This window comes from Roseibium suaedae (assembly GCF_900142725.1).
Lineage (GTDB): Bacteria > Pseudomonadota > Alphaproteobacteria > Rhizobiales > Stappiaceae > Roseibium > Roseibium suaedae.
Genome location: NZ_FRBW01000004.1, coordinates 255,330 through 281,060, shown reverse-complemented (window position 1 = coordinate 281,060; position 25,731 = coordinate 255,330). Strand labels below are relative to the sequence as shown.

Here is a 25,731-nt window from a genome sequence, read left to right as displayed (position 1 = left end):
AGGACAAGCCCGTCAGGACTTGTCCTTCTTTTCCATTCCGGCCTTGAGCGCCATGAGGGCAGCAAAAGGCGAATTGGGATCGATCGGCTTGTCACGCTTGGGCTCGCGATCACCGCGCGGGGCCTGGTTGCCACCGTGATGCGGCTTGTTGCCGCCACGGCCCTTGCCTTCGCCCTTCGGGCCGCCATGACGGCGGTTGCCATGATGCTCGCCGCGGTTCTCACCCCGGTTGCCACCTTCGCCGCGGCCCTCGCCCCGGTTATCGCCACGGCTTTCAGAACGGCCACGGCCGCCCTTGCGGCCTTCACCGCGGCCTTCGGACTGACCCTGACGGGGACGACGGTCGCCGCCGCGGCCCGGACGCCAGATCTCAACGGTGACGGTTTCGGTTTCACCAGCAGCTTCGGGAGCAGCAGCGGCCTCGGATGCCTCTGCAGCCACATCCTGGGCAGGAGCGTCTTCTGCAGCCAGAGCCTCAGGTGCCGGAGCTTCTTCGGCAGCCGGTTCAGCAGCAGCGGATTCCGGAGCAGCGGCTTCAGCAGCAGCCACCGGACGAACCACTTCGCGGGTCTCAAGACGATAGCCAAGAGACTTCAGGATCGCGGAGAAGTCTTCGCCAGCACAGCCGAGCAGCGAGGTCATCGCAACCGTCACGGTGAAGGCACCGCCCTGTGCGACTGCGCCTTCCGGCGGAGAGACTTCCGCATCCAGCGGCTTCCAGGCGATCAGCGGACGGATCAAGTCAGCCAGACGCTCCAGAATGTCGACGCGCACGGCGCGCGGACCGCAAACGCGGAAACCGACAACCTTGTAGAGCGCCTTTTCGATGGCCGGATCGACCGGGATCGAGGTGCGGCCAGACGCAGACAGCTGCGGCAGTTCGCTGAGGCCAGCCATATCCATGGAGCCATGCTTGATAGCCCAGAGCTGGGCCAGAAGCTGGCTCGGCGCCGGCTTCAGAAGCGCGGGAACGAAAATGGTATAGGCACCGAAGCGGACGCCAACCTTGCGCAGCGAGGCGCGCATGTCCTGATCGAGCTGGCGGACGTCTTCGGAAATCTCCTGGCGTTCCAGGTTGCCGAGGCCTTCAGCCAGACGGTAGGCGATGCCGCGGGCAAGACCTTCGAGACCTTCACCGACCTTCAGATCGGCCAGCGGCTTCAACAGCGTCTCGATCTGGCTGCGGATCCAGAGAGCCACGCGCTCCTGCACCTTGTCGCGGGCAGGACCGGTCAGATGTTCATCGGCCAGCAGCAGGACGGCAGGCGACAGCACGTCGTCTCCGGCGGCAAGCTTTGCAACCGGTTCGCCGCGCCAGCGGATGGTGGCGTCGGACGACAGGATGAAGTCACCGTTCTCGGACCGCGACAGCTTGTCGGCACGGCTTTCGATTTCCGTCGCAAGCGCCTTTTGCGCAGCAGCGCGCAGGGCCTTTCCATCCGGCCCTTCGGCCGCAGCATCGGGGGCAAACCGGAAGCCAAGCAGCGTTCCGATGTGCTGTCCTTCTACGAGCACATCACCGCTCGATGTGATTTCCGCTTCCAGCATGGCGTTCTCTCTCAAACGTCGCATCAATACACTTGTACGCCGATCCACGAACCTCTGGGTAAGACGCTCGTGCAGCGCATCGGATAATTTGTCCTCTATGCCGCGGGTCACCTGCTGCCAATGGGCAGGATCACCCAGCCAGTCAGGCCGGTTCGCGACAAATGTCCAGGTCCGGATATGAGCAATCCGGTTGGCGAGTGTGTCGATATCACCATCTACGCGGTCTGCGAAGGCCAATTGACGGCTAAACCAGTCCTCTTCAATGGCTCCAGCCCGCATAATGTGGGTGTAGATCTGGCTCAGAATGTCCGCATGGTTCGCCGGGGCAATCTTCCGATAGTCAGGAACCTGACACACATCCCAAAGCAATTCGACGGATTTTGCGCCTTGAGCCATGGAAGAAATGGCGGAATCCCGCAAAAGAAACTCAAGCGCAGTGATATCGTCGCCGGTTGGCGCGCGTGCCAGCCCTTCTTCTCGAGGCGCGACATCAAGCGACCGGCGCAATCTGTCAGCCGACGAAAAATCAAGCTGACTGTTGCGCCATTGCAGCACCTTCAGGCTGTTGAAATGGTGATTTTCAATCTGTTCGACCAGGTCATCGTCGAGCGGATCTACCCGGCCGGTGACCCCGAAAGTGCCGTCGCGGGTATGCCGGCCGGCGCGTCCGGCGATCTGCCCCATCTCCGCAGCGGTCAATTGACGATACTGATAGCCGTCGTATTTGCGGTTGCCAGCGAAGGCGACATGATCGACATCGAGGTTCAGACCCATGCCGATGGCATCGGTCGCGACCAGATGTTCAACGTCGCCATTCTGGAACAACTCGACCTGGGCATTTCGGGTACGGGGGCTGAGCGAGCCCAGAACCACAGCCGCCCCACCGCGCTGGCGGCGGATCAGCTCGGCAATGCCATAGACCTCTTCCGCAGAGAAAGCGACGATCGCCGAGCGGGCGGGAAGACGGGAGACTTTCTTGGACCCGGCATAGGTCAGAACCGACATGCGCGGACGGGTGACCACATTGAGCCCCGGCAGCAGCTTTTCCAGAAGAGGCCGGACAGTGGCCGCCCCCAGGAGCAGGGTTTCGGCCCGGCCGCGCAGGTTCAGGATCCGGTCGGTAAACACATGCCCGCGGTCGAGATCCCCCGCCAGCTGGACTTCATCGATGGCCACGAAGTCCGTCTTCAGATCCAGCGGCATTGCCTCGACGGTCGAGACCCAGAACCGCGGAGACTTCGGAACGATCTTTTCCTCGCCCGTAATCAGCGCAACTGCCTCGACACCCGCGCGCTCGACCATACGGCCATAGACCTCGCGCGCCAAAAGGCGCAGCGGCAATCCGATAAGGCCGGAGGGTTGGGCCAGCATCCGCTCGATCGCCAGATGGGTCTTGCCGGTATTGGTTGGCCCCAGAACAGCTGTGACGGTTCGGGACCGGGCCGCGGGCGGCAGCGGCATTGGGTAGGGACGGGACATCAGACTACTGCGGCGGTATCCGGCTTTGAACGACATGAATTCCAGGGTCTTTCGACCGAGATCGTGACCTAGCACAGGGGACCTGCCCTGTCCTGCCTTTATTAGCGGTAGGTCTGCGCCAGACAGCCTCATGAAGGCACAAAAACCGCTCCACAGAACGACTCTGGAACAAAAACAGACCGAATCGATGACTCTTTCGGATTCAGGTTTCGTTCTCTACTAGATATGGATTGTTTCTGACCCTCACATCAAAATCCTGAATCTTTGCAAGAACATGAGTCTCAGCGGCAGCCTTTGGAAACAAAAAGCCCAAAACCGTGTCAATCAAGAAATGACTCCAGGAATTGCAAACATCAGCAATACAACCAAAAAGACAGATAACTTCAACAGCCAACCTCAGGAATAAAACGATCTTGAAAAACCAGCGCGCGTATCACCATCATTATTCTTGACTGGAAAAACCGATTTAATTCGGCATGATACCAGCTAGGCGGGAAAGTCACCGTGTAACCTGAACCGCCGGTTTATCCATATATTTGCAAAGTATTTGAGCCAATTTCACCACCGCTTGCGAGGCCATCCGTAACATGCAAACGCACAGTCTTAACCGTGCACTCGAGTTCACTGAGAGTATTTCAGGCCGATCAAATGTCGCGCAGATCTCGCAAGACCTGAAGCACCTGACAGAGTCCTTCGGCTATTCCAATTTTGTTCTTGCCACGTTTGCCCGTCACGGCATTCACGGCACGCCTTGCATCATTTCAACCTGCTGGTCCGACGAATGGACGCGCCGGTACCTGGACTCCCACTACATCATGGATGACCCGGTGGTCGCCCGGGGCATGCGCACTTCCTATCCCTTTAGCTGGCGGGAAATGCTGGCCGACCCGGACCTGAGCGAAAAGGGACAGCAGATCCTGCTCGAGGCGCGGGACTTCGACATGGCGGATGGTCTCTACATTCCGATTTACGGCCCTCGCGGCTATGAAGGGACACTGGCCTTTGGCGGCCAGAGGGTTGCCTTGCAGAATGATGAAAGCCACGCCCTGCACCTGGCCGGCCTTTATGCCTACCGTCAGGGCCTGCAGATTGCCTGTCCGGATCTTGCCGAAGAACCGATCGACAATCCCCTGACCGGCCGGGAAATCGAGTGCCTGAAATGGACATCCGAAGGCAAGACCAGCGGTGAAATCGGCGACAGGCTCGGAATTTCGCGCCATACGGTCGACTGGTACATCAAGGAAGCCACCCGAAAACTGAATGCCGCAAACCGCGCCCATGCAGTTGCAACAGCCATGCGCCACAAACTGATCGGCTAAATAGCAGCCCTCACACCCCTCCAGCGCAAGACGATTAAAAGAGGCAGCCTTCCTGCCCCTTTTAATATGCCTCAGACCAAAGTAGAACATCTTTGCACGGGGTCCCCCCGCTGCCCTTCCTTGCCCTGTTAGTGTGGAGGCTGCTGTTGGCAATCCAGAAAATTCTCGTCGCGAACCGATCTGAAATCGCTATCCGTGTCTTTCGCGCGGCAAACGAACTGGGGCTGAAAACAGTCGCCATCTTTGCCGAGCAAGACAAACTTGCCCTGCACCGGTTCAAGGCTGATGAGGCCTATCAGGTCGGCAAAGGCCTTGGCCCGATTGAAGCCTATCTGTCCATCGACGAGATCATCAGGGTTGCCAAACAGGCGAAGGTGGACGCCATCCACCCCGGCTACGGCTTCCTCTCCGAAAGCCCGGAATTCGCGGAAGCTTGCGCAGAAGCCGGCATCATCTTCATCGGCCCGATGCCGGAAACCATGCGCCGCCTTGGCAACAAGGTCGCCGCACGCAACCTTGCCATCGAGGCAGGCGTTCCGGTCATGCCGGCAACCGATCCGCTTCCGGACGACATGGAAGAAATCAAGCGCCTGGCAGCCGGGATCGGCTACCCGGTTATGCTGAAGGCATCCTGGGGTGGCGGCGGACGCGGCATGCGCGTCATTCCGGACGAGGCAACGCTGGTGCGCGAAGTGGTCGCCGCCAAGCGCGAGGCCAAGGCCGCATTCGGCAAGGACGAAATCTATCTCGAAAAGCTGGTTCAGCGCGCCCGACACGTGGAAGTGCAGATCTTGGGCGACGGCCAGGGTGGCCTCGTTCACCTGTTCGAGCGCGATTGCTCGATCCAGCGCCGCCACCAGAAGGTCGTCGAGCGGGCTCCGGCCCCCTATCTCGATGAAGCCAAGCGCAAGGAACTGTGCGACTACGGCCTGAAGATCGGCCGGGAAGTCGGCTACCGGGGCGCAGGCACCGTCGAATTCCTGATGGATGCGGACACCGGCGCGATCTACTTCATCGAAGTGAACCCGCGCGTTCAGGTCGAGCACACGGTGACGGAAGAAGTCACCGGCATCGACATCGTCAAGGCCCAGATCCAGATCGCAGGCGGCGCCCGCATCGGCACGCCGGAAAGCGGCGTTCCGGCTCAGGACAGCATCCGCCTCAACGGTCATGCGCTACAGTGCCGTATCACCACGGAAGATCCGGAGCAGAACTTCATTCCGGACTACGGCCGCATCACCGCCTATCGCGGCGCGACCGGCTTCGGTATCCGTCTGGACGGCGGCACCGCCTATTCCGGCGCAGTCATCACCCGGTTCTATGACCCCCTGCTGGAAAAGGTGACCGCCTGGTCGCCAACGGCAGAGGAAACCTGCAAGCGCATGGAACGCGCCCTGCGCGAATTCCGTATCCGCGGCGTGGCCACCAACCTCGTGTTCCTCGAAAACATCATCGAGCACCCGAAGTTCCGCGCCAATGACTACACCACGCGCTTCATCGACAACACGCCGGAGCTGTTTGATCACACCAGCCGCCGGGACCGTGCGACCAAGCTCCTGACCTATATCGCGGACGTGTCCGTTAACGGCCATCCGGAAACCCGTTCGCGCGGCAAACCGGGCAGCGACGTGGCAGCACCGGTCGTGCCGGACTTCGGCCAGGTCAAGCCGGATGGCACCCGCCAGCTTCTGGAAAAGCTTGGACCCAAGGGCTTTGCCGACTGGATGAAGGCCCAGCCGCAGGTGCTCATGACCGACACCACCATGCGTGACGGCCATCAGTCCCTGCTGGCCACCCGCATGCGCACCCACGACATTGCCGCGATCACGGACGCCTATGCGACCGGTCTGCCGCAGCTGTTCTCGCTGGAGTGCTGGGGCGGCGCGACCTTCGACGTCGCCATGCGCTTCCTGACGGAAGATCCGTGGGAACGTCTGCGCATCATCCGTGAGCGGGCGCCGAACATCCTGCTGCAGATGCTGCTGCGCGGCTCCAACGGGGTTGGCTACACCAACTATCCGGACAACGTGGTCCGCTTCTTCGTCCATCAGGCGGCCCAGAACGGCGTCGACGTCTTCCGCGTCTTCGACTGCCTGAACTGGGTGGAGAACATGCGCGTGTCCATCGACGCGGTTCTGGAAACGGACAAGCTCTGCGAAGGCGCCCTGTGCTACACCGGCGACCTGAATGACAGTGCCCGTCCGAAGTACGATCTGAAGTACTACGTCAATCTGGCCAAGGAGCTGGAGAAGGCGGGCGCTCACATTCTGGGCGTCAAGGACATGGCAGGCCTCCTGAAGCCGGGTGCTGCGCGGACCCTGTTCAAGGCCCTGAAGGAAGAAGTCGGCATTCCGATCCACTTCCACACCCATGACACGTCCGGCATTGCAGCCGCCACCGTTCTGGCGGCCGTCGATGCAGGCGTCGATGCGGTCGACAGCGCCATGGATGCCTTCTCAGGCAACACCTCCCAGCCGTGCCTCGGCTCCATTGTCGAAGCCCTCAAGGGCTCCGAGAGGGATCCGGGCCTCGATGCGGAAGCAATCCGGCGCATTTCCTTCTACTGGGAAGCCGTGCGCAGCCAGTATGCCGCCTTCGAGAGCGATCTGAAGGGTCCTGCTTCGGAAGTCTATCTGCACGAAATGCCGGGTGGCCAGTTCACCAACCTCAAGGAACAGGCTCGTTCTCTGGGCCTGGAAACCCGCTGGCACGAAGTCGCGCAGACCTATGCCGACGTGAACATGATGTTCGGCGACATCGTCAAGGTGACCCCGTCGTCCAAGGTCGTCGGCGACATGGCCCTGATGATGGTCAGCCAGGGCTTGAGCGTTGCGGAAGTGGAAGATCCGGCCAGGGATGTGGCCTTCCCGGACTCTGTCGTGCAGATGCTGCGCGGCGATCTGGGCCAGCCCCCGGCAGGATGGCCTTCTCCCCTCCAGGCCAAGGTGCTGAAGGGAGCAACCCCGATCACCGTACGCCCAGGTTCTCTCCTGAAGGAAGAAGATCTGGAAGCCCGGCGCAAGGAAGCCGCCGAAAAGGCCGGTTACGAGATCTCCGACGCGGATCTGGCCTCTTACCTCATGTACCCGAAGGTCTACACGGACTTCGCCAAGGCGCAGAGCCAGTATGGCCCGACCTCGGTCCTGCCGACTCCAGTCTATTTCTACGGCCTGGAAGCTGGGGATGAACTGATGGTGGATCTGGAGCCGGGCAAGACCCTGGTTGTCCGCTGCCAGGCCTTTGGCGAGACTGATGAGAACGGCGAGAAGAAGGTCTTCTTCGAACTGAACGGTCAGCCGCGCATCATCAAAGTTCCGGACCGTGCCCATGGCGCAGCCGGTGCTTCAGCCAAGCGCAAGGCGGAAGACGGCAACGCGGATCATGTCGGGGCTCCGATGCCCGGCGTCATCTCCACCGTAGCGGTCAAAGCCGGCCAGCAGGTCACGGCCGGAGACGTTCTCGTCTCCATCGAAGCCATGAAGATGGAAACCGCCCTTCATGCCGAACGGGACGCGGTCATTGCCGAAGTCCTGGTGGCACCGGGCAGCCAGATCGACGCGAAGGACCTCCTGGTCGTCTATCAGGCTTGATTTCAGGCATATGAAACGGATAAGGGGGGCCAACGGCTCCCCTTCTTCTTTGCGAGAGCACTCAAACCCTCGACTTTCCTCCCTCATTCAGCGTTCCGCTTCCACCGCACCCGGCCGCCCGCGCGGACAGGTCTCTGCCACGCGTTCCGCTCAAGGCTTCTCCGATGGACTTCTCCCTCGACATTCTTGCGGTTCTTTTTCTCGTCGCCGTCGCAGCCGGCTGGATTGATGCCATTGCCGGCGGTGGCGGGCTCCTGACCATTCCCGCGCTGTTGCTGGCCGGCATTCCGCCTGCAACCGCGCTTGCGACCAACAAGCTGCAGGGAAGCTGCGGCACGCTGACCGCAGCAACCTATTTCATCCGCCGTGGCGCGGTGTCCGTGAAAGCCAATCTGAAGCCGATCGTTGCCATCGCAATTGGTTCTGTGGCGGGCGGCTGGGTGCTTCAACAGATCAACGCGGAAATTCTGGTGCTGTTCATCCCGGTTCTGCTGGTCAGCATCGGGCTCTATTTCCTGTTCTTCGCCAAGAACCTGGACGCTGAAACCGAACCGCGCATCACCGCGGACCGCTACGCCGTGACCGCAGCCCCGGCCATCGGCTTCTACGACGGCTTCTTCGGTCCCGGCACCGGTTCCTTCATGTCCACGTCGCTGATCCTGCTGCGCGGCATGCCGATCCGCACTGCGACCGCCCATGCAAAGCTGTTCAACCTGACCAGCAATCTGGGCGCACTGATCTATTTCATCTTCTTCGGCCAGATTGCCTGGGTGGCAGGGGCAGCCATGATGGCAGGGCAGATCCTGGGGGCCTATCTCGGCGCGCATTTCGCCTTCAAGGGCGGGGCGAAGATCATCCGCCCCATCACCGTGATCATGTGCTTCGCCATGAGCATCAAGGTGCTCATGAGCGTGCTGCAGGGCTAAAAGCCCGCAGGCCACTTACAGGGGGCGGCAGACCATCTGCCCTTCCTCCAGGAAGGCAGCCCGGGTGAAAATGGAAAGGTCCAGCGGATTGGGGAGACGCACATCCTCAAGATCCGGCAGGGCTTTTCCCGATGCCTCGAAAGCGCGGCTGACTTGGGACAGAAAGACCAGAACCACTTTTTGCCTTTGGGCAAATTCCCTGAGCGCACGGACCTGATCCATAAGCGGCGGCGTCTCCCGCCGTTGATCAAGCAGCTGAAGGTAGTCGATCACGACAAGCGTTCCGGCTTCTGCCCCGGCAAGCCGCTCCATGATGTGGCTGGCGCAGATCCCGTCAGACATGTCGAGATCAAAACGGCGGTCAAAGGCAAAGGGATCGACGCCAATGGCCCGGAACCGGTCGAGCATCTGGGCCTGGGTGTATTCAAGCGTGAAAAACACTGCCTTTCGGCCCTGCTTCATCGCCTCGACGGCCAGTTCAAGGCCAAGCAAGGTCTTTCCCTGCCCGGGCCGCGCGGCAATGATCACAAGTTCACCTGCGCTGAGCGCGGGATAGAGCCGGGCTGCAGGGGCCTGATCCGCGTGGGGTTCGGCAAGCAGCGGCCAGGAGCTGAACCCTTCCGCTGCCGCAATCCTGTCGAGAGCCTCATGAAGGGGAATGCGCTCGCGCCTTGAGATCTGGCGCGCCTGGCGCTTGAGGGCATAGACCGGGGCTGAAAGCTTCATCATCGGAACCTCCGGACGGCAAAATCCGCAATCCCTCCGCATGCTTCACGCCGTCTAGACAGTCCGTTGAGAAGACCATCCTGCATGACCGATGCTTTCCCGACTGGAGGGAGGGGGCGTGGATGAAGCCGACAGCAAGATTATGGGATTCGGTCGTACCGGAGCAATCTCAAAAGCTCAAGGCAAACAGCCTATTCGGCAGCCAGACGGGCGGCCGCCTGCCCTGCGCGGCCGATCCAGAGATCCAGGAAGTCATCCAGCCACTTGCGTACGGCCCCATCATGAACGAGACGGCCGGCGAAATGATCGCGGCGCTGCTGGGCGCCGGGAAGATCCATGCGCGGCGCGCCACGGGTCGTCCAGCGGACCATCATCTGATGAGTGAGTTCCGGATGAAACTGGATGCCATAGGCGTTCTTGCCGCAGCGGATCGCCTGATTGGGATAGGTCGGGCCGGAGGCCAGAAGCTCGCAGCCTGAGGGCAGGCTGAAGCCTTCCTTGTGCCACTGATAGACCTTTTTCGGCCAATCCATGAGCTGCTCGCCCTGAGATGTTGCCTGCAAGGGATAATAGCCGATCTCGACCAGTTCCTCGCCGTGAGCGCCAACGGAGCCGCCGAGCTGCTTCACCATCATCTGGGCTCCGAGGCAAATGCCGAGAAACGGCTTTTCCTCGCGAAGCGGCACCTTGATCCAGTCAATCTCCCGGTGAACATAGGCATCCGGGTCATTCGCACTCATCGGACCGCCGAAAATCACGGCACCGGCATGCGCACACATGGTGTCAGGAAGCGTATCGCCGTAGCGGGGCCGCCGGATATCAAGGGCAAATCCGCGCTTGACCAGCTCCTGTCCGACACGTCCCGGAGAAGATTGCTCCTGATGCAGGACGATGAGAACTTTCGGGCGGTCCATTTCAGCAAAGGTCTCGTGCTTCATGACGAGAGAGTCTAGCGCATTTGACGTTTGCGTCGAGCCTTTTTGAAAAGCAGCGCTGCCGGTTTCTGCGCCAGAAATCAGAAAACCCCTGCTTTTACGGCTAACCTTCTACCGTTCCCTCGGGCTGGCTGCGGGCCACCTTCTGGCGCAGGGTCATCCGGTCACGGGTGGAAATGCCGAGCAGCTCCGCAACGCGCCAGATGGTGTTGTCCTCGAACTCGTGAACCTGGCCGTCCGCATAAACGACCTCCCACATCATCTCGACGATCGCCAGCCGTTCCTCTTCGTCGGTCGACCGCTTCAGAACCGACGTGAAGCCATAAAGGTCGACGGCTTCGCTGTCTTTCTGCTTGGCAGCTTCCACCAGTTCGACGGTTTCCGCGTCGCTCAGCTCATAGTGGCGCTGCAGGATTTCCTTGAGCTTGCGGCTCTCGGATTCCTCGACGACCCCATCGACGTCGACCAGGTGAAACAAAAGGGCCGCTGCGGCCAGACGCTTGTCGTCATCGGCAAAGCTCTTCTTGCCGCCGTCGCCGACCGTGACATCCCGGATGAATTGAGAAAGAGAGGAAAACAATGACATTTGACGATGGCCTGTATTTCGGAAAGTAAAAACGGGAAACAGACACAGAAGGGTACGGGAACCCTTTCAGGATTTCCAGCACTCTGTCCCGCGACTTTCCCTTTCATCTTACGCAGATAGGTTCTTCTGCCGGTCAGGCAAGCCAGTAGGTTCAGGCCGGAAGGCGGCAAGATCTTATCTTGAACCATTCCAAGGTAAGGCAATTCAGCGCTTTGATGCGGACTTTATACTTGACTTTTATCTTCATAAAAACGATTCCTGCCCTCCGAAACATGCTCATTTCGTCCACAGGAGCCCCGGCATGCCGGACTTACAGACACCAGAAAACCAGACCCGCCGCGCGGAACGTTTGGTGGTGGAAGGGGTACGCCGCTGGATGGCCGGCTACGCGACAAATGACGCGAGCTGCTGGGAAATGGCATGGGACCTCTATGCCGCCGAGCTTGGCAAGGAACGCGCCCGGCGTCCGGTGTCGGAACTCTCCTGTTATGCCCGCGCCCTGAAAACCCACGGCACCCGCAGCCTTTGCCTGTTTCCCTATGACTGCCCGAAGCTCTGTCAGGACGAATGTCTTGTCATGGCCTTTGTCGCCGCTGCGCAGCAGCAGAACACCGCCGCGCAAGAATCCATCGCCCAGGCCCTGTTTCATCCCGAAGGACGCAACGACGCGCTTTTTGCCGCGACGGAATTCGCATCCGCCCTTGGCGAATGCGGGCTGATGCTTGCAACTGTCGATCCGGACAGCCTGACCCTGGAAATGTGCCCACTGAGAAAGATGGGCCTGCCAATCCGCCACTGACCCTTTCGATCCGGAGCATTCATTCCGCCTCCGGAGCATCCAACTTGAGGAAGCAATTGATGAAAGCCATTAAATTCGGCCTTTTGGCTGCAACGGCCCTGTTCTCCCTGCCCGCCATGGCAGCAACTCCTGCAGAAGTTCTGACCAACTACGAGAACATTGCCCAGGCTGCGTTTGACGATTCCGTCACCAGCGCCAAGGCCCTGAAGACCGCCATCGACGCGTTGGTCGCCAACCCGAGCGACGAGACCCTCGCTGCTGCCCGCGCTGCCTGGAAGGTTGCCCGCAACCCGTACCAGCAGACCGAAGCCTACCGTTTCGGCAACGCAATCGTTGATGACTGGGAAGGCAAGGTGAATGCCTGGCCGCTGGACGAAGGCCTGATCGACTATGTCGACGCGTCCTACGGCACCGAGTCCGAAGAAAACGTCTTCTACACCGCCAATATCATCGCCAATCCAAAGCTGGAAATCGGCGGCGAAACCATCGATGCGACCAACATCACCCCGGAGCTCCTGGCTGAAACGCTGCAGGAAGCCGGTGAAGTGGAAGCCAACGTGGCCACCGGCTACCACGCCATCGAATTCCTGCTCTGGGGCCAGGACCTGAACGGCACCAATGCTGGCGCAGGCAACCGTCCGGCGACGGATTTCGACACCAAGAACTGCACCAACGGCAACTGTGACCGCCGCGTCGCCTATCTCCAGGCTGCGACCGATCTGCTCATTTCGGATCTGGAAGAAATGGCTGCCAACTGGGCACCGGGCGGCGAAGCCCGCAAGGAACTGGAAGCCAAGGGTGAAGCAGGCGGCCTTGCCACCATTCTGACCGGCATGGGCTCCCTGTCCTACGGCGAACTGGCAGGTGAGCGCACCAAGCTTGGCCTGATGCTGCATGATCCGGAAGAAGAGCATGACTGCTTCTCCGACAACACGCACATGTCCCACTACAACGACATTGTCGGCATCCGGAACGTCTATTTCGGCACCTACACCGGCCTCGACGGCAAGACCGTTTCCGGTCCGTCCGTGGCCGATCTGGTTGCGGCCAAGGATGCGGCAGTTGCTGAAGAGCTGAAGGCAAAGCTGGACGCAACGCTGGCCGCTGCAGAAGCCATGAAGACCCGCGCTGAAGGCGGCGAAGCCTATGACCAGATGATCGGTGAAGGCAATGAAGAGGGCAATGCAACGGTTCAGGCCGTTGTCGACGGCCTCGTCGACCAGACCAAGTCCATCGAGCGTGCCGTTCACGCCCTCGGACTTGAGGCTGTTGCCTTCGAAGGCTCGGACAGCCTGGACAACCCGAACGCCGTCTTCCAGTAAGACAGGATGACAAGGAACCGGCGGTGAGGCATCTTCCCGCCGGTTCTTTTTTCAGCCCGCACGGAGGGGTGCTTGGCTGAGACCCGAGACGCGAACCTGATTGGCCAATTTGACATGACAGCTACCAGCCGGGGCCTGTCCACCCTTGCCTTGTTTGTAATGGCGCTGACCTCCTCCGCAGCCCTCGCAAGTGCCGCAGACGGTCCTCCTCTGCCCTATCGGGACGATCTTTCCCCGAAGGACCGCGCCCGGGTCGCCAGGATCACCACTCCGCCATCGGATTTCTCCGCACCGCAGGCTTTCGAGGCCATGAGCGGGGGGGCGGCCACGTCGACGAAGACGGTCAACCGGGACAGTTTCTCCCACAATTCCGCCAATCTGACCTTTGAGGAAGAGCAGACCTTCAAGCTTGGCAACGGGCTGTTCAAGAAGTTCTGGACCTCCTCCCCGTCCTCCACCCAGGCCTCCGACGGCTTGGGTCCACTCTACAATGCCCGCGCCTGCCAGAGCTGCCACCTGAAGGATGGGCGGGGCCGTCCGCCCCTTCCCGGAGAAAAGGCTGTCTCGCTCTTTCTGCGCCTCTCGATCCCGCCGCAGACACCCGAACAGCAGGCGCAGCTTGATAACCGGGAACTGTTGCGCATTCCGGAGCCGACTTATGGCGGCCAGTTCCAGACCTTTGCCGTCACGGGCCTGAAGGCGGAAGGCCAGATCGATGTCACCTATGAAGATGTTCCGGTCACACTGAACGGCGGCGAAACGATCCTGCTGCAAAAGCCAACCTATTCGGTTCGCGAGCTCGCCTACGGACCGATGCATCCGGATGTGAAAATGTCCCCCCGCGCCGCCCCTCCGATGATCGGCATGGGTCTTCTGGAAGCCATTGCCGCGGGAGATATCGAGGCTCAGGCAGATCCTGACGACCAGAACGGCGATGGCATCTCGGGAAAGCTGAGCCTCGTGCGCGATCCGCAGTCCGGGGCACTGACCATTGGCCGCTTCGGCTGGAAAGCATCCGAGCCGACCGTCAGAGCCCAGACTGCGGCCGCCTTTTCCGGTGACATCGGTATCAGCACGCCGGACCTGCCGGACAATTACGGCGACTGTACGGCCAGACAGACCGGCTGCCGCCGCCAGCCCCATGGCGAGCAGGCCCGCCTCGGCGTCAGCGAAGCACCCGATCCGGTCATGGAACTCGTGACCTTCTATTCGGAAAACCTGGCAGTGCCCCAGCGCCGGGATGTCGATGATCCGGACGTGCTGCGCGGCAAGGCAATGTTCCATCAGTCCGGCTGCACGGCCTGCCACCGGCCCAACTACGTCACCAGCCGCAAGGCGGACAATAAGGCGCACCGGTTCCAGCTGATCTGGCCCTATACCGACCTCCTCCTGCATGATATGGGCGAGGGCCTCGCGGATGACCGGCCTGTCGGCGACGCCTCCAGCTCCGAATGGCGCACAGCGCCGCTCTGGGGCATCGGGCTGACAGAAACCGTCAATGGCCACACCCGCTTCCTTCATGACGGACGGGCCCGTAACCTGCTCGAAGCTGTTCTATGGCATGGTGGAGAGGCTCAAGCCTCGCGCGATGCCGTCATCGCGCTGCCGCCCGCGGACCGGTCGGCCCTGATCCGATTTCTGGAGTCCCTGTAATGCGCCTCACCCTGTTCGCAGCCCTCGCGGTCACCACAGCCGTCGCCCTGCAAGCTCCGCCGGGACAGGCTGCAGATTTCAGTCCGCATGTGAAACGGGTGCTGGAAACCTATATCCGGCCCGCCACTCAAGCCTTTGCCGAGACCTCGGCAACTCTTCCACCTGCAGCCGAGGCCCTTTGCTCTGCGCCTTCCGATCAGACCCGTGAGGCCTTTGCAGCGAGTTACACCAAGACCCTTGAGGCCCTTGGCAACATCACCTTCCTGCGCTTCGGGCCGCTGATTTCCGATCACCGGCTGGAACGGCTCGCCTTCCTTCCCGATGCCCGCAACATCGCCCAGCGCCAGATCCGCAAGGCCCTGACCGATCAGGACGGCACCCTTGGAGATCCCGCAGCGCTTGCCGGCAAGAGCGTGGCACTACAGGGCCTGACCGCCCTCCAGCTGATTGCCTTTGACAGCGACAGCAACCTGACCCTGGGCGCTGGCGACGACAAGGAAGCCCTCTGCGCCTACGCAAGCGCCATCACGCGCAATGTCGCCTCGATAGCCGGAGAGATCGCCGCCGAATGGCAGGATCCGAAGGGTTACAGCGCGCTGCTTCTTACCGCAGATGCGGGAAACGATCAGTTCCACTCCTCCAAGGAAGCGATCGAGACCATCTTCAACGCCCAGGTAACCGGTCTCATCGTGATCAAGGATCAGGAACTCCTGCCCGCTCTTGGCACTGGCAAGGACAAGGCCAAGCCCAACAAGCTGCCCTTTTCCCGCTCCAGCAATGCATCCGCCTACATGGCCGCAGAGCTTGAGGGCATAAGGGACGCGATGAACGCTGCCAAGTTCGAACCCAATCTCGGCAGCGATGCAGCCTGGATTCCCGGGTCACTCAATTTCGAATTCGGCAATGCCGCGAAAACTCTGCGCTCCTTGAAGGGGCCGTTGCGCCAGACGATGGACGCGGGCGCGACCTACGACAAGCTCAATCTGGTCGCCATTCAGGTCAACAGCCTGCGCGACACGATGGCACTCAATCTGGCCGGGGGGCTGGGACTTTCAGGAGGCTTCAATGCTCTGGACGGCGACTAAAAGGACCGCCATCAACCGCCGCTCGTTTCTCGCTGGCCTTGGCGGGGCCGCTGTTCTGGCCGGATCAGGCTGGAATGGCCCGGCTCTGGCGGAAGGCCTGATCGGCGAAATCGAGGCCCCTCTGTTTGCCACGGCCTGCAAGCGGGCGAATGGCAGCTACGCGCTCGCCATCCTGGATGATGCCGGGCAGATTCTGGCCGAGGTCGGCCTGCCGGATCGCGGTCATGGCATGGCCGTTTCTCCAGATGGCCGCAAGATCATGGCCTTTGCCCGCCGTCCCGGCACCTTCGCCATGCTGATCGATCCCTATGACAGCAAGGAACCGCTGGTCATTGCGTCCGAACCTGGCCGCCACTTCTATGGTCACGGCTGCTTTTCCGCAGATGGGCGCCTGGTCTATGCGGTCGAGAATGACTATGAGCGCGTCCGCGGCGTGCTTGGCGTCTATGATGTCAGCGGCACCGGCGCGCAGCGGATCGGCGAGATCGAAACCGGCGGCATCGGTCCCCACGATCTCCTTCTGATGCCGGACAGCAAGACGATGGTTATCGCCAATGGCGGCATCCAGACTGATCCGGGCCAGCCACGAGAAAAGCTCAATATCGAGTCCATGGACCCGTCGGTCGCCTATCTGGACCTCAACTCTGGCGATGTCCTGACCCAGCACCGGCTGTCCAGGGACCTGCACAAACTGTCCCTGCGCCACATGGCTCTGGATGGCAAGGGGCAGGTCTGGGTCGGCGGGCAGTTTGAAGGCGACCTGCAGCAAATGCCGCCGCTCGTCGCCCGTATGACACAGGACACAGGTCCTGTTCTGACCGAGATCCCGGATCAACTCGCCAGCGGTCTGCAGAGCTATATCGGCTCCGTTGTTGCCAACCGGACCGGGGATGTGGTCGCGACCTCCGCACCGCGCGGGGGACAGGTGATGTTCTGGTCAGCCTCCACCGGCGAGCTGCTGGGTGCCAAGGCGGTCATCGACGGCTGCGGCCTCGCACCGATCGACGGCAGTGCCTTCCTGATTTCGGACGGCCTTGGCGGCCTGCGCTATCTGGAGGAACCGGAAGCGGTTCCTGATGTTCTGGCGCAGGTTCCGGGCATGTCCTTCGACAATCACATGTTCGCGCTTTGAAACAAAAACGCCCGGACCAGTGGTCCGGGCGTTTTCCGTTCTTCTCATTCCGGGCCTCGGCACAGCCTGGCCGCGCCGCTCTCAGTAATCGCCCAGCTTGATATCGCGGGAATATTCCTCGCCGGGCACTTCCTTGGTCACGGCCTGACCGCAGATGGTGAGACCACGGACGGCGTCAAAGGTCAGAGACGGGGAACCGGACAGCTGCCAGCCCTTGTTGAGGGCCTGGGTCACCCGGTGACAGAACTCGCTGTCGTCCGGACCGGTGATGAAGCGAAACAGTTTCATGGCAAGAACCTTCAAATCCGGGCTGCAATGGCATCCGCGATCGCAATCGTGCGCAGCCCCATATCCGCATGTAGCCGTTCCACCATCTTTCCGTCTACCTGGATTGCGCCCTTGCTGGCATTTTCCGGAAGCTGGAACAGGCCGTTGATCTTGCGTGCCCAGGCGACCTCCTCCCCGGACGGGCTGAAGGCGGCATGGCACGGCCCGATCTGCTTCGGATGGATCAGGGTCTTGCCATCCATGCCCATCTCGACCCCTTGCGCACATTCGGCGGCAAATCCCTCCTCATCGTTGAAGGCATTGTAGACGCCATCAAGAATATCGATGCCACCGGCCCGCGCAGCCGCGACGCAGGTCATCAGCCACGGCATCATCACCGAGCGGCCGGGATTGAGCTTCGCGCGGGTTTCCTTGGCCAGATCATTGGTGCCCATGACGAAGCAGGAAAGCCGCACTTCCGGATCCCGGCCACAGGCGCCAATGGCAGCAGCGTTGAGCATGGCCAGAGGCGTTTCCATCATCGCCCAGACCTTGACGCTGGCCGGCGCACCGGCAAGCACCAGCTTGTGCGCCACCTTTTCCAGATCAGCCGGGCCATCCACCTTGGGCACCAGGATTGCGTCCGGGCCACAGTTCGCAGCAGCGATGAGATCCGCTTCACCCCAGGGGGTATCAAGCCCATTGATGCGGATGACCACTTCCCGCTCGCCATAGCCCCCCGACGCGACGGCCGAGACGATCTGCTGCCGGGCGATCTCCTTGGAATCCAGCGCAACGGCGTCCTCAAGATCGAGGATCAGGCAATCCACATCGAGCGTCTGGGCCTTTTCCAGGGCGCGGGCGTTGGATCCCGGCATGTAAAGGGCAGAACGGCGTGGCTTGAACTGTTGGGTCATGGCGAAACTTTCCCCCGCGGGCATCATGTTGCTCCGCAGCAAGCTAATGCCGCACGCGCGCAATTTCCACTTCGCCTTTCGGCTCAGGGCGTTTTCCGAACCTTTGGCGGTCTGAACCGGAAGAATGGCGGCAAAGCCCTCGTGAACCAGAGAAAAGTACCTCGCGATCCCTCGCAGTTTCCCGGGCTGCGACAAATCTTCCAGGGTACTCGCCATGCAGGTGCTTGATTGTCAGGCAAGATTCTGGACAACTTGCAGGCAGAAACTCGAACCGACAGGCTCCGGAGATCCCATGAGCAACACGGAAATCAAGACCCTTGTTCAGGCAGACGCCCACAAGCTCGCGCCGCTGATCGCGGAAAACGCCCAGGCGCTGAAGCGGGGTGCGCCGCGCCGTCCAGACGAATATTACGCAGAAAAGATCCTGGCCGACCGTGCGGCAGAAGTCGTTGGCGCCTTCCAGGGCGCTCAGCTCGTCGGCTTCGCGGTCTATTTCGACCTGCCGGAACTGATCACCGGACTGCGGATCGGCCAGTTGGAAGACATTTACGTGCTGCCAACCTTCCGCAATCAGGGGATCGGCCGCAAGCTGATCGAATCCCTGGAAACGGAAGGCAAGCGCCGCGGCTGGCTGCATCTGCGTTGGCTGGTACCGGGCAAGAATGCGCCCGCTGTCGCCCTTTATGAGAAGATTGCCGAACCGGATCAGGCCAAGAGCTTCATCATCCGGATCGACCGCGCCGCGGGCGAATAAGCCTCGCCGCCCCTTCTATGGCCGGAGCGGCGGCAAGGTCCCGAGCGGGATGAGGCCAATGCTCACCCGGCTCTTGTTCAAGGTCAACGGCAGCAGGACGACCTGCTTGCCGTTTTCCTGTTTCTGCGCATGGCCAAAGGCCGTGGCCGCCCCCTTGATCGTGGAAGCGGTGGACGATCCCTCCGGGACCAGGCTGGCCGCCAGCGCTGCCATGCCGTCAATGTCCGTCAGCTCCACCTGAAGCGCTCCGGTCAGGAAGCCATCAGTGTCCATCGTCACATCCCCGGTTGCCTTCACCTCCAGGGACCCGGAGCTGATGTGGAACTGGTGCAGTTTCACCGGAACTTTCCATTCCGACGCTGTCAACGACAATGGCTGTCCCGCCATAAGCGATGCGCCGCCCGGAATGGAGGCATGAACTTTCAGGTCTACCGGAGCTGGCAGGAACGGCGCCAGCGGTGACGTCGCCTGATCAAGGCTCAGGAAAGCTTCCACGTCCCCTGCCTCGCCGGAGACCTCGCGCAGGTGAAACTCAAGCTGTTCGGCGGAGACCTCGGACACGAACCCATCGCCATCCACCGACCAGGACGGATTTTCGAAGGAAAAGTCAGCAGCCTTCAGCGCCGAAAAGGAATAGCGCGCGCTGGCACGGCCGGTCTTCCAGGAGCCATTTCCCTCCAGCTCCAGAGGAAGCGAGGAAAAATGCCCGGGACCTTTGGCCTCAAGAATGACATGCCAGGGATTATAGACCAGAGCGACGGTGCGCAGACCCGGCAGGGACAGGCTGAGACCTGTGGCCGTGTCCATCAGGAAGGGCGCGCAGGACACTTCGAAGCGAAAGGGAAATCCGGCAATCGACAGGTCCCGGCAGCTCGCCTGAATGCCCCTGTCCGACATGGCGGCAAGACGATTGCCGATCTCATCCTGCAGTCTGTCCTTGAGCAAGAACCAGCCGCCGGACCAAAGAGCCATCACCGCGAAGACGGTGCCACCAAGGGCGATATATTTGAAGTTCGAGCGCGGTTTTTCTGCCTTGTCCAATGTCATGTCCTTCGCTCAAGGAAAAATCCTTCCCGGATCCGGAGAAGGAGCAGGTCAATCGATCCATTGCAACGCTGCTGCACCATTGCTATCTGGCAGGGGCAACCGTGATCGGGACCGATATGAGTGATTTCTGGGTATTTGGCTACGGCTCTTTGATGTGGAACCCCGGCTTCGAGCATCAAGGGGGACAACCTGCCTTGCTGCGCGGCGCGCACCGGTCCTTGTGCGTCTACTCCTGGGTTCACCGCGGGACGCAGGAGCGGCCGGGTCTCGTCTTTGGGCTGGACCGGGGCGGCGCCTGCCGTGGCATGGCCTGGCGCGTGTCCGGTTCCCTGCGGGAGCAGACGGTGAATTATCTGCGGGCCCGCGAACAGGTGACGATGGTCTATCTGGAAACGTGGAGGAAAATAAGGCTTCAATCCGGAGACACGGCGGAAGCCCTGACCTATGTGGTCGACCGCGCCCATCCGCAATATGCCGGCGCTCTGCCTCTGGACAGGCAGCTGGAGATCGTGGGCGATGCTGCCGGACAATCCGGCAAGAACCCGGAATATGTGCTCAACACCGCGTCCCATCTCAGGGATCTCGGCATCAAGGATCATAACGTGTCCTGGCTGGCGGAACGGCTGCGCTAAGTTTTTGCCGGATGCCCTGGAAAACGGGGCGGTTTGACTGAAGGTCTTTCCGCTCAGGACAGGCCGAAGCTGGCCTTGAGGTCATCAAGGACGGTCTTCCGGTCCTTCGCCGATCCGGCCAGAAGATGCACGAACACTTCCCCTGCCCTGCGACGGGTTCTGGCAGCGCCAAGTCCGTGGAATTTGCCGTCCCGGTCCACTTCTCCGATGACAGGCAGCTGAGTCTCTGCCTGCCTGGCCGACGGCGGGATGATCACCACGGCACCAGCGCAATCCGCCAGATCCGAGGCGGTCATGCGCGTGAAAATATAGCGCTTCCCGCTCTTGCCGTCGAAATAGCGGTAGCGGTCGAGAAGCCCAAGCTCCTCTGCCACCTTGGGAAACCGTGTCGTGTTCATTTCGGTCGCGAGTGTCATGGCGCCAACATAGGAACAAACTATGAACATTTCGTAGCCGCGACGCAATCCGTCTTCCGGCAATAAAATGTTCTTCTTACGTTCATATGGGAATCGCCGAAGAATCCGTCAATAGGCGCGGATTCATAGGCTTTTGCGCGGGATCCGGTCCAGGACAGGGGAAGGCGACGGCTCCTTGCGGGCCTCCTCGATCAATGCGTCCGACACGGTCTCGATCATGTTGACCATGGTTTCATGGAAGACATTTGTCGCCAGACCCGGCTGGATCGGCGGCAGGATTTCCACGATGACCGTGCCGGGATAGAGCCTGAGCGACTTGCGGGGCCAGTAGACACCCGCGTTCAGGGCCACAGGCAGAACCTGGCACTTCAAATCCCGGTAGAGATGGGCGATACCGAACTTGTAGCTCGGCTCGCCTCCGGCCGGGCGGCGGGTGCCTTCCGGAAACATCAGGATCTGCCGGCCTTCGGAAATGGCTTCCTTGGCGGAAATCAGAAGCGCCGCCAGTGCAGCTGCCCGCTTGCCCCGGTTGATCGGGATCTGGCGGAACTTGGCTGTGTACCAGCCGAAGATCGGGATCCAGCGCAATTCCCGCTTGAGGATATAGGTCGGGTCCGGAAACTCGCGGATCAGCGCGAAGGTTTCCCAGACGGACTGGTGCTTGGAGGCAACGATAAAGCCGCCCTGCGGAATGTTCTCGCGGCCGCGCACTTCCACCTTGAGACCAACGGTCACGCGCAGAAGCAACAGGCACAGATGCGACCAGGTCGGCACAACCCACCATCCCCAGCGGCGCGGCAGAAGAAAGACGGGCGACACGACGACCATCATCAGCAGCGTGAGAGAATAGAACAGAGCGTGAAAGACCAGGGACCGCAGAAGAACCATGAGACCTTACCGATGGAAACGGTGTCGAAGCGGTGGAACAAGCACAGCGGCGTATTCCGGTGGACGGGCGGGCCGTCCGTCTTCTCCGGACACCGCTTCAATCAAGAGGTGGCGAATACCCGGTTCACGACAATTCTGGCCCGGGCGAGGGTATACTTCACATACTCCCGCATGAGAAGGCGAATTGTCCCGCCATTGTGCCACCAGGCTCTCAGGTGCAGGCCGCTGGAATAGACCGGATAGGCGTGAAGCTCGACCTCGGGCAAGGCCTCCTGCAATTCGGCCTGAGCACGGGGAAGATGATAGGCGCTGGTCACCACCAGCAGGGACTTGAATTCATGCGACCTGGCCCAGGCCGCAGTCTCCGCAGCATTGCCGACCGTATTCATCGCCAGACGGTCGAGGTCGATACAGCAATCGAACAGGGGCATGTCCGCCGCCGTCAGCGACGCAAGCTGCTTGCGCGTGGTGCCCGGATGGACGCCGGAAATCAGGAGACGCTTTGCCCGCCCTTCGACAAGCAGGGCAACGGCTCGTTCGACCCGGTCCGTGCCGCCGGTCAGAACCACGATTGCATCGGCGCGCGGATCCATCGGCGTCCGGATCGTCGCCACGTGATGGGCAAAACGGAAAAAGGACACGCCGATGACAACCAGAAGGCCAAGCACAAGGCACAGGGCCAGGTTGCGGCCCCTGAAGAGCCGCCGCTTGTTGTCTGTTGAGTGACCTGTTTCCACTCCGGTTGCATCGCTCCAGCCATCACCGCCGATGGCCGGATCCTTTTCAAGGCTTGTCATATTCTCATCATGCCAGATGATTCGGCTGATTTGGTGGCAGTTTTATTGCTCTTCTAGTCTACTTTTCGCAAATGTGCCTTCACCGCAAGTCCGGATGTCAGAGCTGTCAAGACGGCCACAAGAAAGACGACGCCGATAACCCCCAGATAGCCCGGCAAGGACACCGAGACCGAGCCGAACAGGGCGGACAATTGCGCCGAGCTTGCCGTCGCTCCGGAGTCCCGCGTCATGAAGTCCAGAAGCAGGAACGAGAGCGTTGCAGCCGCACCGCCGGAGATACCGCCCTTCAGCCCCAGGAGCAGGAAGTGCCGCTGAAACTCGCGGGCAATGAAGCCATCTTCTGCCCCAACGAAATGCAGAACCGAGACAACATCCTTGTTGCCTGCCATGGCGGCCTGGGTTGCGAAGATCACGCTCAGCACCATGGAGCCGAACACAAGGATCATGATGCCGAACCCGCCCACGACCACCGCACCGGCCATCGCCGAAAGCCGCGAGGTCCAGATGGAATGGTCATCCAGGCTGGCGCCATTCACCTGCTTGGCAAGCGCATCCCGCAATTGTTCTAGGTTCAACGCAGAGGGATCATCGACGTTAATCTGGATCAGGCGCGGCACCGGCAAGGTGTCGAGGTCCAGGCCGTTGCCGAGCCAGGGCTCCAGCAATTCCTTGGTTTCCTGGTCCGACAGGGCCCGGACCGATCCGATGCCAGGGAATTCCTGGGTCAGCGCGATGGCCTTGTCGATTTCCCGGAGCATGTCGACCCCTTCCGCCGGGCGGATCTGGATCGTCACCTCGCGCACGAGATCATTCTGCCAGGCATCGGCCGCATCCCAGACCACGGACACGCCGCCCACGGTCAGACAGGCCAGAAAACTCATGATCGCAACCACAAGGGTCAGCGCACGGCCGGCAACCGACTGCTGGGGAACAATCGGCGCAGGCGGGCGCAGCTTGTCACGATCTTCCCGGCTCTTCGGCTCGGACGGTTTGCGCGCGCGCCGAACCGGGAGCTTCTTCCGCTTCGGTTTCGCAGGACCCTTCACCTGCGGCGCAGCGCCAGCCTTGTGTCCGGCGGGTGTCTTTTGGTCTGCCATCAGCCGGTCCTAGTCGAATATCTGAAGCCGTCCGTCTGCCAGAACCATCCGGCGCGCGTCAACCTGTTCCAGAAGGGCGATGTCGTGGGTCGCAATCACCACGGATGTCCCCAACTTGTTGAGCTCGATGAAGAGCCGCAGAAGCCGCCGTGCGAGTGGCGGATCAACGTTCCCCGTCGGTTCGTCGGCAAGCAGCACTTCCGGCCGCGTGATAAGGGCCCTGGCGATTGCAGCACGCTGCTTTTCCCCGCCGGACAGAACCGGCGGCAGCACATGCATGCGATCTCCAAGCCCAACCCACTTCAGAAGCTCGATCACATCAGAGCGGTATTCATGCTCTTCCTTGCCGATCACCCGGAGCGGCAGGGCAACATTCTCATAGGTGGTCAGATGATCCAGCAGGCGGAAATCCTGGAAAACCACACCGATCTTGCGGCGCAGCTCCGGCAGTTCCTGCTTGCTGATCACCGACAGGTCCCGGTCGAAGACCCGGATCAACCCCCGCGTCGGACGCAGGGACATGAACAGCAAGCGGATCAGGCTGGTCTTGCCCGCGCCGGAAGGGCCAGTCAGGAACTGAAAGGATTGCGGCTCGATCCTGAACGTCAAATCACGCAGGATCTCCGAACCCATTCCATATCTCAGACCGACATTCTCGAAGCGGATCACTCTTCACCTCCGTTTAACGCCTGCAAGCTAGTCCCGCTCACGTTAACGCTTCATTAAACATATGAATGTCCTCTAGACTGTGATTTTGGAACGGGTGCGGCAAGCCGCAATCCGTCTGGAGTCACGTCCAAGAAGAAAGGCCAGGTTCAGGGCCGCATTCAGGACCTCAGCGGCCACTGGCCGTTTGCAGTCCTAACATAGAAGGCGAAGGGTCTTCGCATGAAGATCAAATGTCCGGACTGCAGCACGAGCTACGATATCAAGGCTGAGGCTCTGGGTCCCGAAGGACGCAGTGTCAAATGCGCGCGCTGTGGAAATCGCTGGTTCGTCTCCCCCAAACAGGAGGAGGACGAAGACCTTCAGATCGACCAGGACGAAGCCGCATGGACACAGGACGAACAGGAAGAGGCAGAAGCCCAGTCCGCGGCTAGCGACGATGCCGACGACTATGGCGGCCGCGACGACACCATCGACGATGATGAGGACGACGAGGAAGAAGACGAGGCCCCTGCCGCGCCCCGTCGGGCAGCAAAGGTTGAGACCAGCACGTCTCAAGCCGCTCCGGCAAAGTCCGAAGAACCTTCCGAGCGGCCCACCGACATTGAAAGCCAGGCCAAGCGCCCGAAGATCATCGTCAACCCGAACAAGTTCAAGCGGAACCGCATTGCTGCGATCTTCAACTGGATCATTCGCCGCAATTTCCGCCGGATCGGCGGGATCACGCTCTTTGTCGGTGCCATTGGGGTTTGCAGCGTCGCCGTGCTCTTCCGTGACGCAATCGTCAAGCAAGCACCTGATCTGGCGAGCCTTTTCGAAACAATCGGCATGGAAGTGAACCTGCGTGGCCTCGAATTCCGCGATCTGCGCACTTTCCATGAATTGGATGCGGGCAACTCGGTGCTTGTGGTTGAGGGCTCCATTCGCAATATAACGGAAAACAGCACTCCGGTTCCGGCCGTCAGACTGTCCATCAGAGGCAGCGATCTTCAGGAGATCTATGCCTGGACTGTCGAGCCCCGGACAAAGATGCTCAAGGCTCTGGACGAAACGCGTTTCAGAACCATCCTATCCGATCCGCCCTCGGGAGCGACGGACATTCAGGTCCGTTTCATCGACCGCGGACAACGTCAGGCAGTACTCGAATAAC

General features: G+C 60.9%; 23 protein-coding genes. 11 read left to right on the top strand and 12 right to left on the bottom strand.

Features of this window, described 5'->3' with window-relative positions:
- Nucleotides 1–12 precede the first annotated feature (12 nt).
- Nucleotides 13–3,027, bottom strand: coding sequence for a DEAD/DEAH box helicase (locus BUA94_RS17720; RefSeq protein ID WP_073014660.1), 3,015 nt, complete (start codon nt 3,025–3,027; stop codon nt 13–15).
- Between the two features lie 587 nt (nt 3,028–3,614).
- Between BUA94_RS17720 and BUA94_RS17715 the strand changes: the two genes are divergently transcribed.
- The 3 genes from BUA94_RS17715 (at nt 3,615) to BUA94_RS17705 (ending at nt 8,862) form a co-directional block, all read left to right on the top strand.
- On the top strand, nt 3,615–4,346 hold the full coding sequence (locus BUA94_RS17715) for a LuxR family transcriptional regulator (RefSeq protein WP_073014659.1): 732 nt from the start codon (nt 3,615–3,617) through the stop codon (nt 4,344–4,346).
- Nucleotides 4,347–4,492: 146 nt separating this feature from the next.
- Complete coding sequence (gene pyc, locus BUA94_RS17710; protein WP_073014658.1) at nt 4,493–7,936, top strand: pyruvate carboxylase; 3,444 nt, start codon at nt 4,493–4,495, stop codon at nt 7,934–7,936.
- A 164-nt stretch (nt 7,937–8,100) separates the two neighbouring features.
- Nucleotides 8,101–8,862 (top strand): TSUP family transporter, encoded by a 762-nt coding sequence (locus BUA94_RS17705; protein ID WP_073014657.1) that lies wholly within the window; start codon nt 8,101–8,103, stop codon nt 8,860–8,862.
- Nucleotides 8,863–8,877: 15 nt separating this feature from the next.
- Here the strand turns inward: BUA94_RS17705 and BUA94_RS17700 are convergent, their stop codons facing one another.
- The 3 genes from BUA94_RS17700 to BUA94_RS17690 all read right to left on the bottom strand — a co-directional run bounded on the left by BUA94_RS17700 (nt 8,878) and on the right by BUA94_RS17690 (nt 11,109).
- A complete protein-coding gene (locus BUA94_RS17700) occupies nt 8,878–9,588 on the bottom strand; it encodes a DNA helicase (protein WP_073014903.1) in 711 nt (236 codons plus the stop codon).
- Nucleotides 9,589–9,779: 191 nt separating this feature from the next.
- Complete coding sequence (locus tag BUA94_RS17695; RefSeq protein WP_073014656.1) at nt 9,780–10,526, bottom strand: glutamine amidotransferase; 747 nt, start codon at nt 10,524–10,526, stop codon at nt 9,780–9,782.
- Nucleotides 10,527–10,626: 100 nt separating this feature from the next.
- On the bottom strand, nt 10,627–11,109 hold the full coding sequence (locus tag BUA94_RS17690; protein WP_073014655.1) for a tellurite resistance TerB family protein: 483 nt from the start codon (nt 11,107–11,109) through the stop codon (nt 10,627–10,629).
- Between the two features lie 301 nt (nt 11,110–11,410).
- On the opposite strand from BUA94_RS17690, the gene BUA94_RS17685 reads away from it, so the two are divergent.
- The 5 genes from BUA94_RS17685 to BUA94_RS17665 all read left to right on the top strand — a co-directional run bounded on the left by BUA94_RS17685 (nt 11,411) and on the right by BUA94_RS17665 (nt 17,100).
- Nucleotides 11,411–11,908: a hypothetical protein gene (locus BUA94_RS17685; protein WP_073014654.1), complete on the top strand. Its 498-nt coding sequence runs from the start codon at nt 11,411–11,413 to the stop codon at nt 11,906–11,908.
- Nucleotides 11,909–11,967: 59 nt separating this feature from the next.
- Complete coding sequence (locus BUA94_RS17680) at nt 11,968–13,230, top strand: imelysin family protein (RefSeq protein WP_073014653.1); 1,263 nt, start codon at nt 11,968–11,970, stop codon at nt 13,228–13,230.
- Nucleotides 13,231–13,389: 159 nt separating this feature from the next.
- Nucleotides 13,390–14,883 carry a di-heme oxidoreductase family protein gene (locus BUA94_RS17675; RefSeq protein WP_208980166.1) on the top strand — a complete coding sequence of 498 codons (1,494 nt, stop codon included), beginning with the start codon at nt 13,390–13,392 and terminating at the stop codon, nt 14,881–14,883.
- Nucleotides 14,883–15,968, top strand: a complete 1,086-nt coding sequence (locus BUA94_RS17670; protein ID WP_073014652.1) for an imelysin family protein — start codon at nt 14,883–14,885, stop codon at nt 15,966–15,968. The genes BUA94_RS17675 and BUA94_RS17670 overlap by 1 nt, the downstream gene beginning before the upstream one ends.
- A complete protein-coding gene (locus BUA94_RS17665; RefSeq protein ID WP_073014651.1) occupies nt 15,949–17,100 on the top strand; it encodes a DUF1513 domain-containing protein in 1,152 nt (383 codons plus the stop codon). The genes BUA94_RS17670 and BUA94_RS17665 overlap by 20 nt, the downstream gene beginning before the upstream one ends.
- An 81-nt stretch (nt 17,101–17,181) precedes the next feature.
- On the opposite strand, the gene BUA94_RS17660 is transcribed toward BUA94_RS17665, so the two are convergent.
- Nucleotides 17,182–17,388 (bottom strand): DUF1737 domain-containing protein, encoded by a 207-nt coding sequence (locus BUA94_RS17660; protein WP_073014901.1) that lies wholly within the window; start codon nt 17,386–17,388, stop codon nt 17,182–17,184.
- An 11-nt stretch (nt 17,389–17,399) separates the two neighbouring features.
- Complete coding sequence (locus tag BUA94_RS17655) at nt 17,400–18,284, bottom strand: HpcH/HpaI aldolase/citrate lyase family protein (protein ID WP_073014650.1); 885 nt, start codon at nt 18,282–18,284, stop codon at nt 17,400–17,402.
- A 292-nt stretch (nt 18,285–18,576) separates the two neighbouring features.
- On the opposite strand from BUA94_RS17655, the gene BUA94_RS17650 reads away from it, so the two are divergent.
- The gene (locus tag BUA94_RS17650; protein WP_073014649.1) at nt 18,577–19,038 is read left to right on the top strand and encodes a GNAT family N-acetyltransferase; all 462 of its coding nucleotides are present in this window, start codon (nt 18,577–18,579) and stop codon (nt 19,036–19,038) included.
- Nucleotides 19,039–19,053: 15 nt separating this feature from the next.
- Here the strand turns inward: BUA94_RS17650 and BUA94_RS17645 are convergent, their stop codons facing one another.
- Nucleotides 19,054–20,085, bottom strand: a complete 1,032-nt coding sequence (locus tag BUA94_RS17645; RefSeq protein ID WP_084082105.1) for a DUF2125 domain-containing protein — start codon at nt 20,083–20,085, stop codon at nt 19,054–19,056.
- A 116-nt stretch (nt 20,086–20,201) separates the two neighbouring features.
- Between BUA94_RS17645 and BUA94_RS17640 the strand changes: the two genes are divergently transcribed.
- Nucleotides 20,202–20,717: a gamma-glutamylcyclotransferase gene (locus tag BUA94_RS17640; protein WP_073014900.1), complete on the top strand. Its 516-nt coding sequence runs from the start codon at nt 20,202–20,204 to the stop codon at nt 20,715–20,717.
- A 53-nt stretch (nt 20,718–20,770) separates the two neighbouring features.
- On the opposite strand, the gene BUA94_RS17635 is transcribed toward BUA94_RS17640, so the two are convergent.
- From BUA94_RS17635 to ftsE, 5 genes are all read right to left on the bottom strand, one after another.
- Complete coding sequence (locus BUA94_RS17635; RefSeq protein WP_139251188.1) at nt 20,771–21,133, bottom strand: phage tail sheath protein; 363 nt, start codon at nt 21,131–21,133, stop codon at nt 20,771–20,773.
- 123 nt (nt 21,134–21,256) lie between these two features.
- Nucleotides 21,257–22,021: a lysophospholipid acyltransferase family protein gene (locus BUA94_RS17630; RefSeq protein ID WP_073014646.1), complete on the bottom strand. Its 765-nt coding sequence runs from the start codon at nt 22,019–22,021 to the stop codon at nt 21,257–21,259.
- Between the two features lie 101 nt (nt 22,022–22,122).
- Entirely contained in the window at nt 22,123–22,818 is a 696-nt protein-coding gene (locus BUA94_RS17625; RefSeq protein WP_084082104.1) for a YdcF family protein, read from the bottom strand.
- 53 nt (nt 22,819–22,871) lie between these two features.
- On the bottom strand, nt 22,872–23,915 hold the full coding sequence (locus BUA94_RS17620) for a cell division protein FtsX (RefSeq protein ID WP_073014645.1): 1,044 nt from the start codon (nt 23,913–23,915) through the stop codon (nt 22,872–22,874).
- A gap of 9 nt (nt 23,916–23,924) precedes the next feature.
- Entirely contained in the window at nt 23,925–24,584 is a 660-nt protein-coding gene (ftsE, locus tag BUA94_RS17615) for a cell division ATP-binding protein FtsE (protein ID WP_073014644.1), read from the bottom strand.
- A 219-nt stretch (nt 24,585–24,803) separates the two neighbouring features.
- On the opposite strand from ftsE, the gene BUA94_RS17610 reads away from it, so the two are divergent.
- On the top strand, nt 24,804–25,730 hold the full coding sequence (locus tag BUA94_RS17610) for a zinc-ribbon domain-containing protein (protein WP_073014643.1): 927 nt from the start codon (nt 24,804–24,806) through the stop codon (nt 25,728–25,730).
- The last annotated feature ends 1 nt before the right edge of the window (nt 25,731 follow it).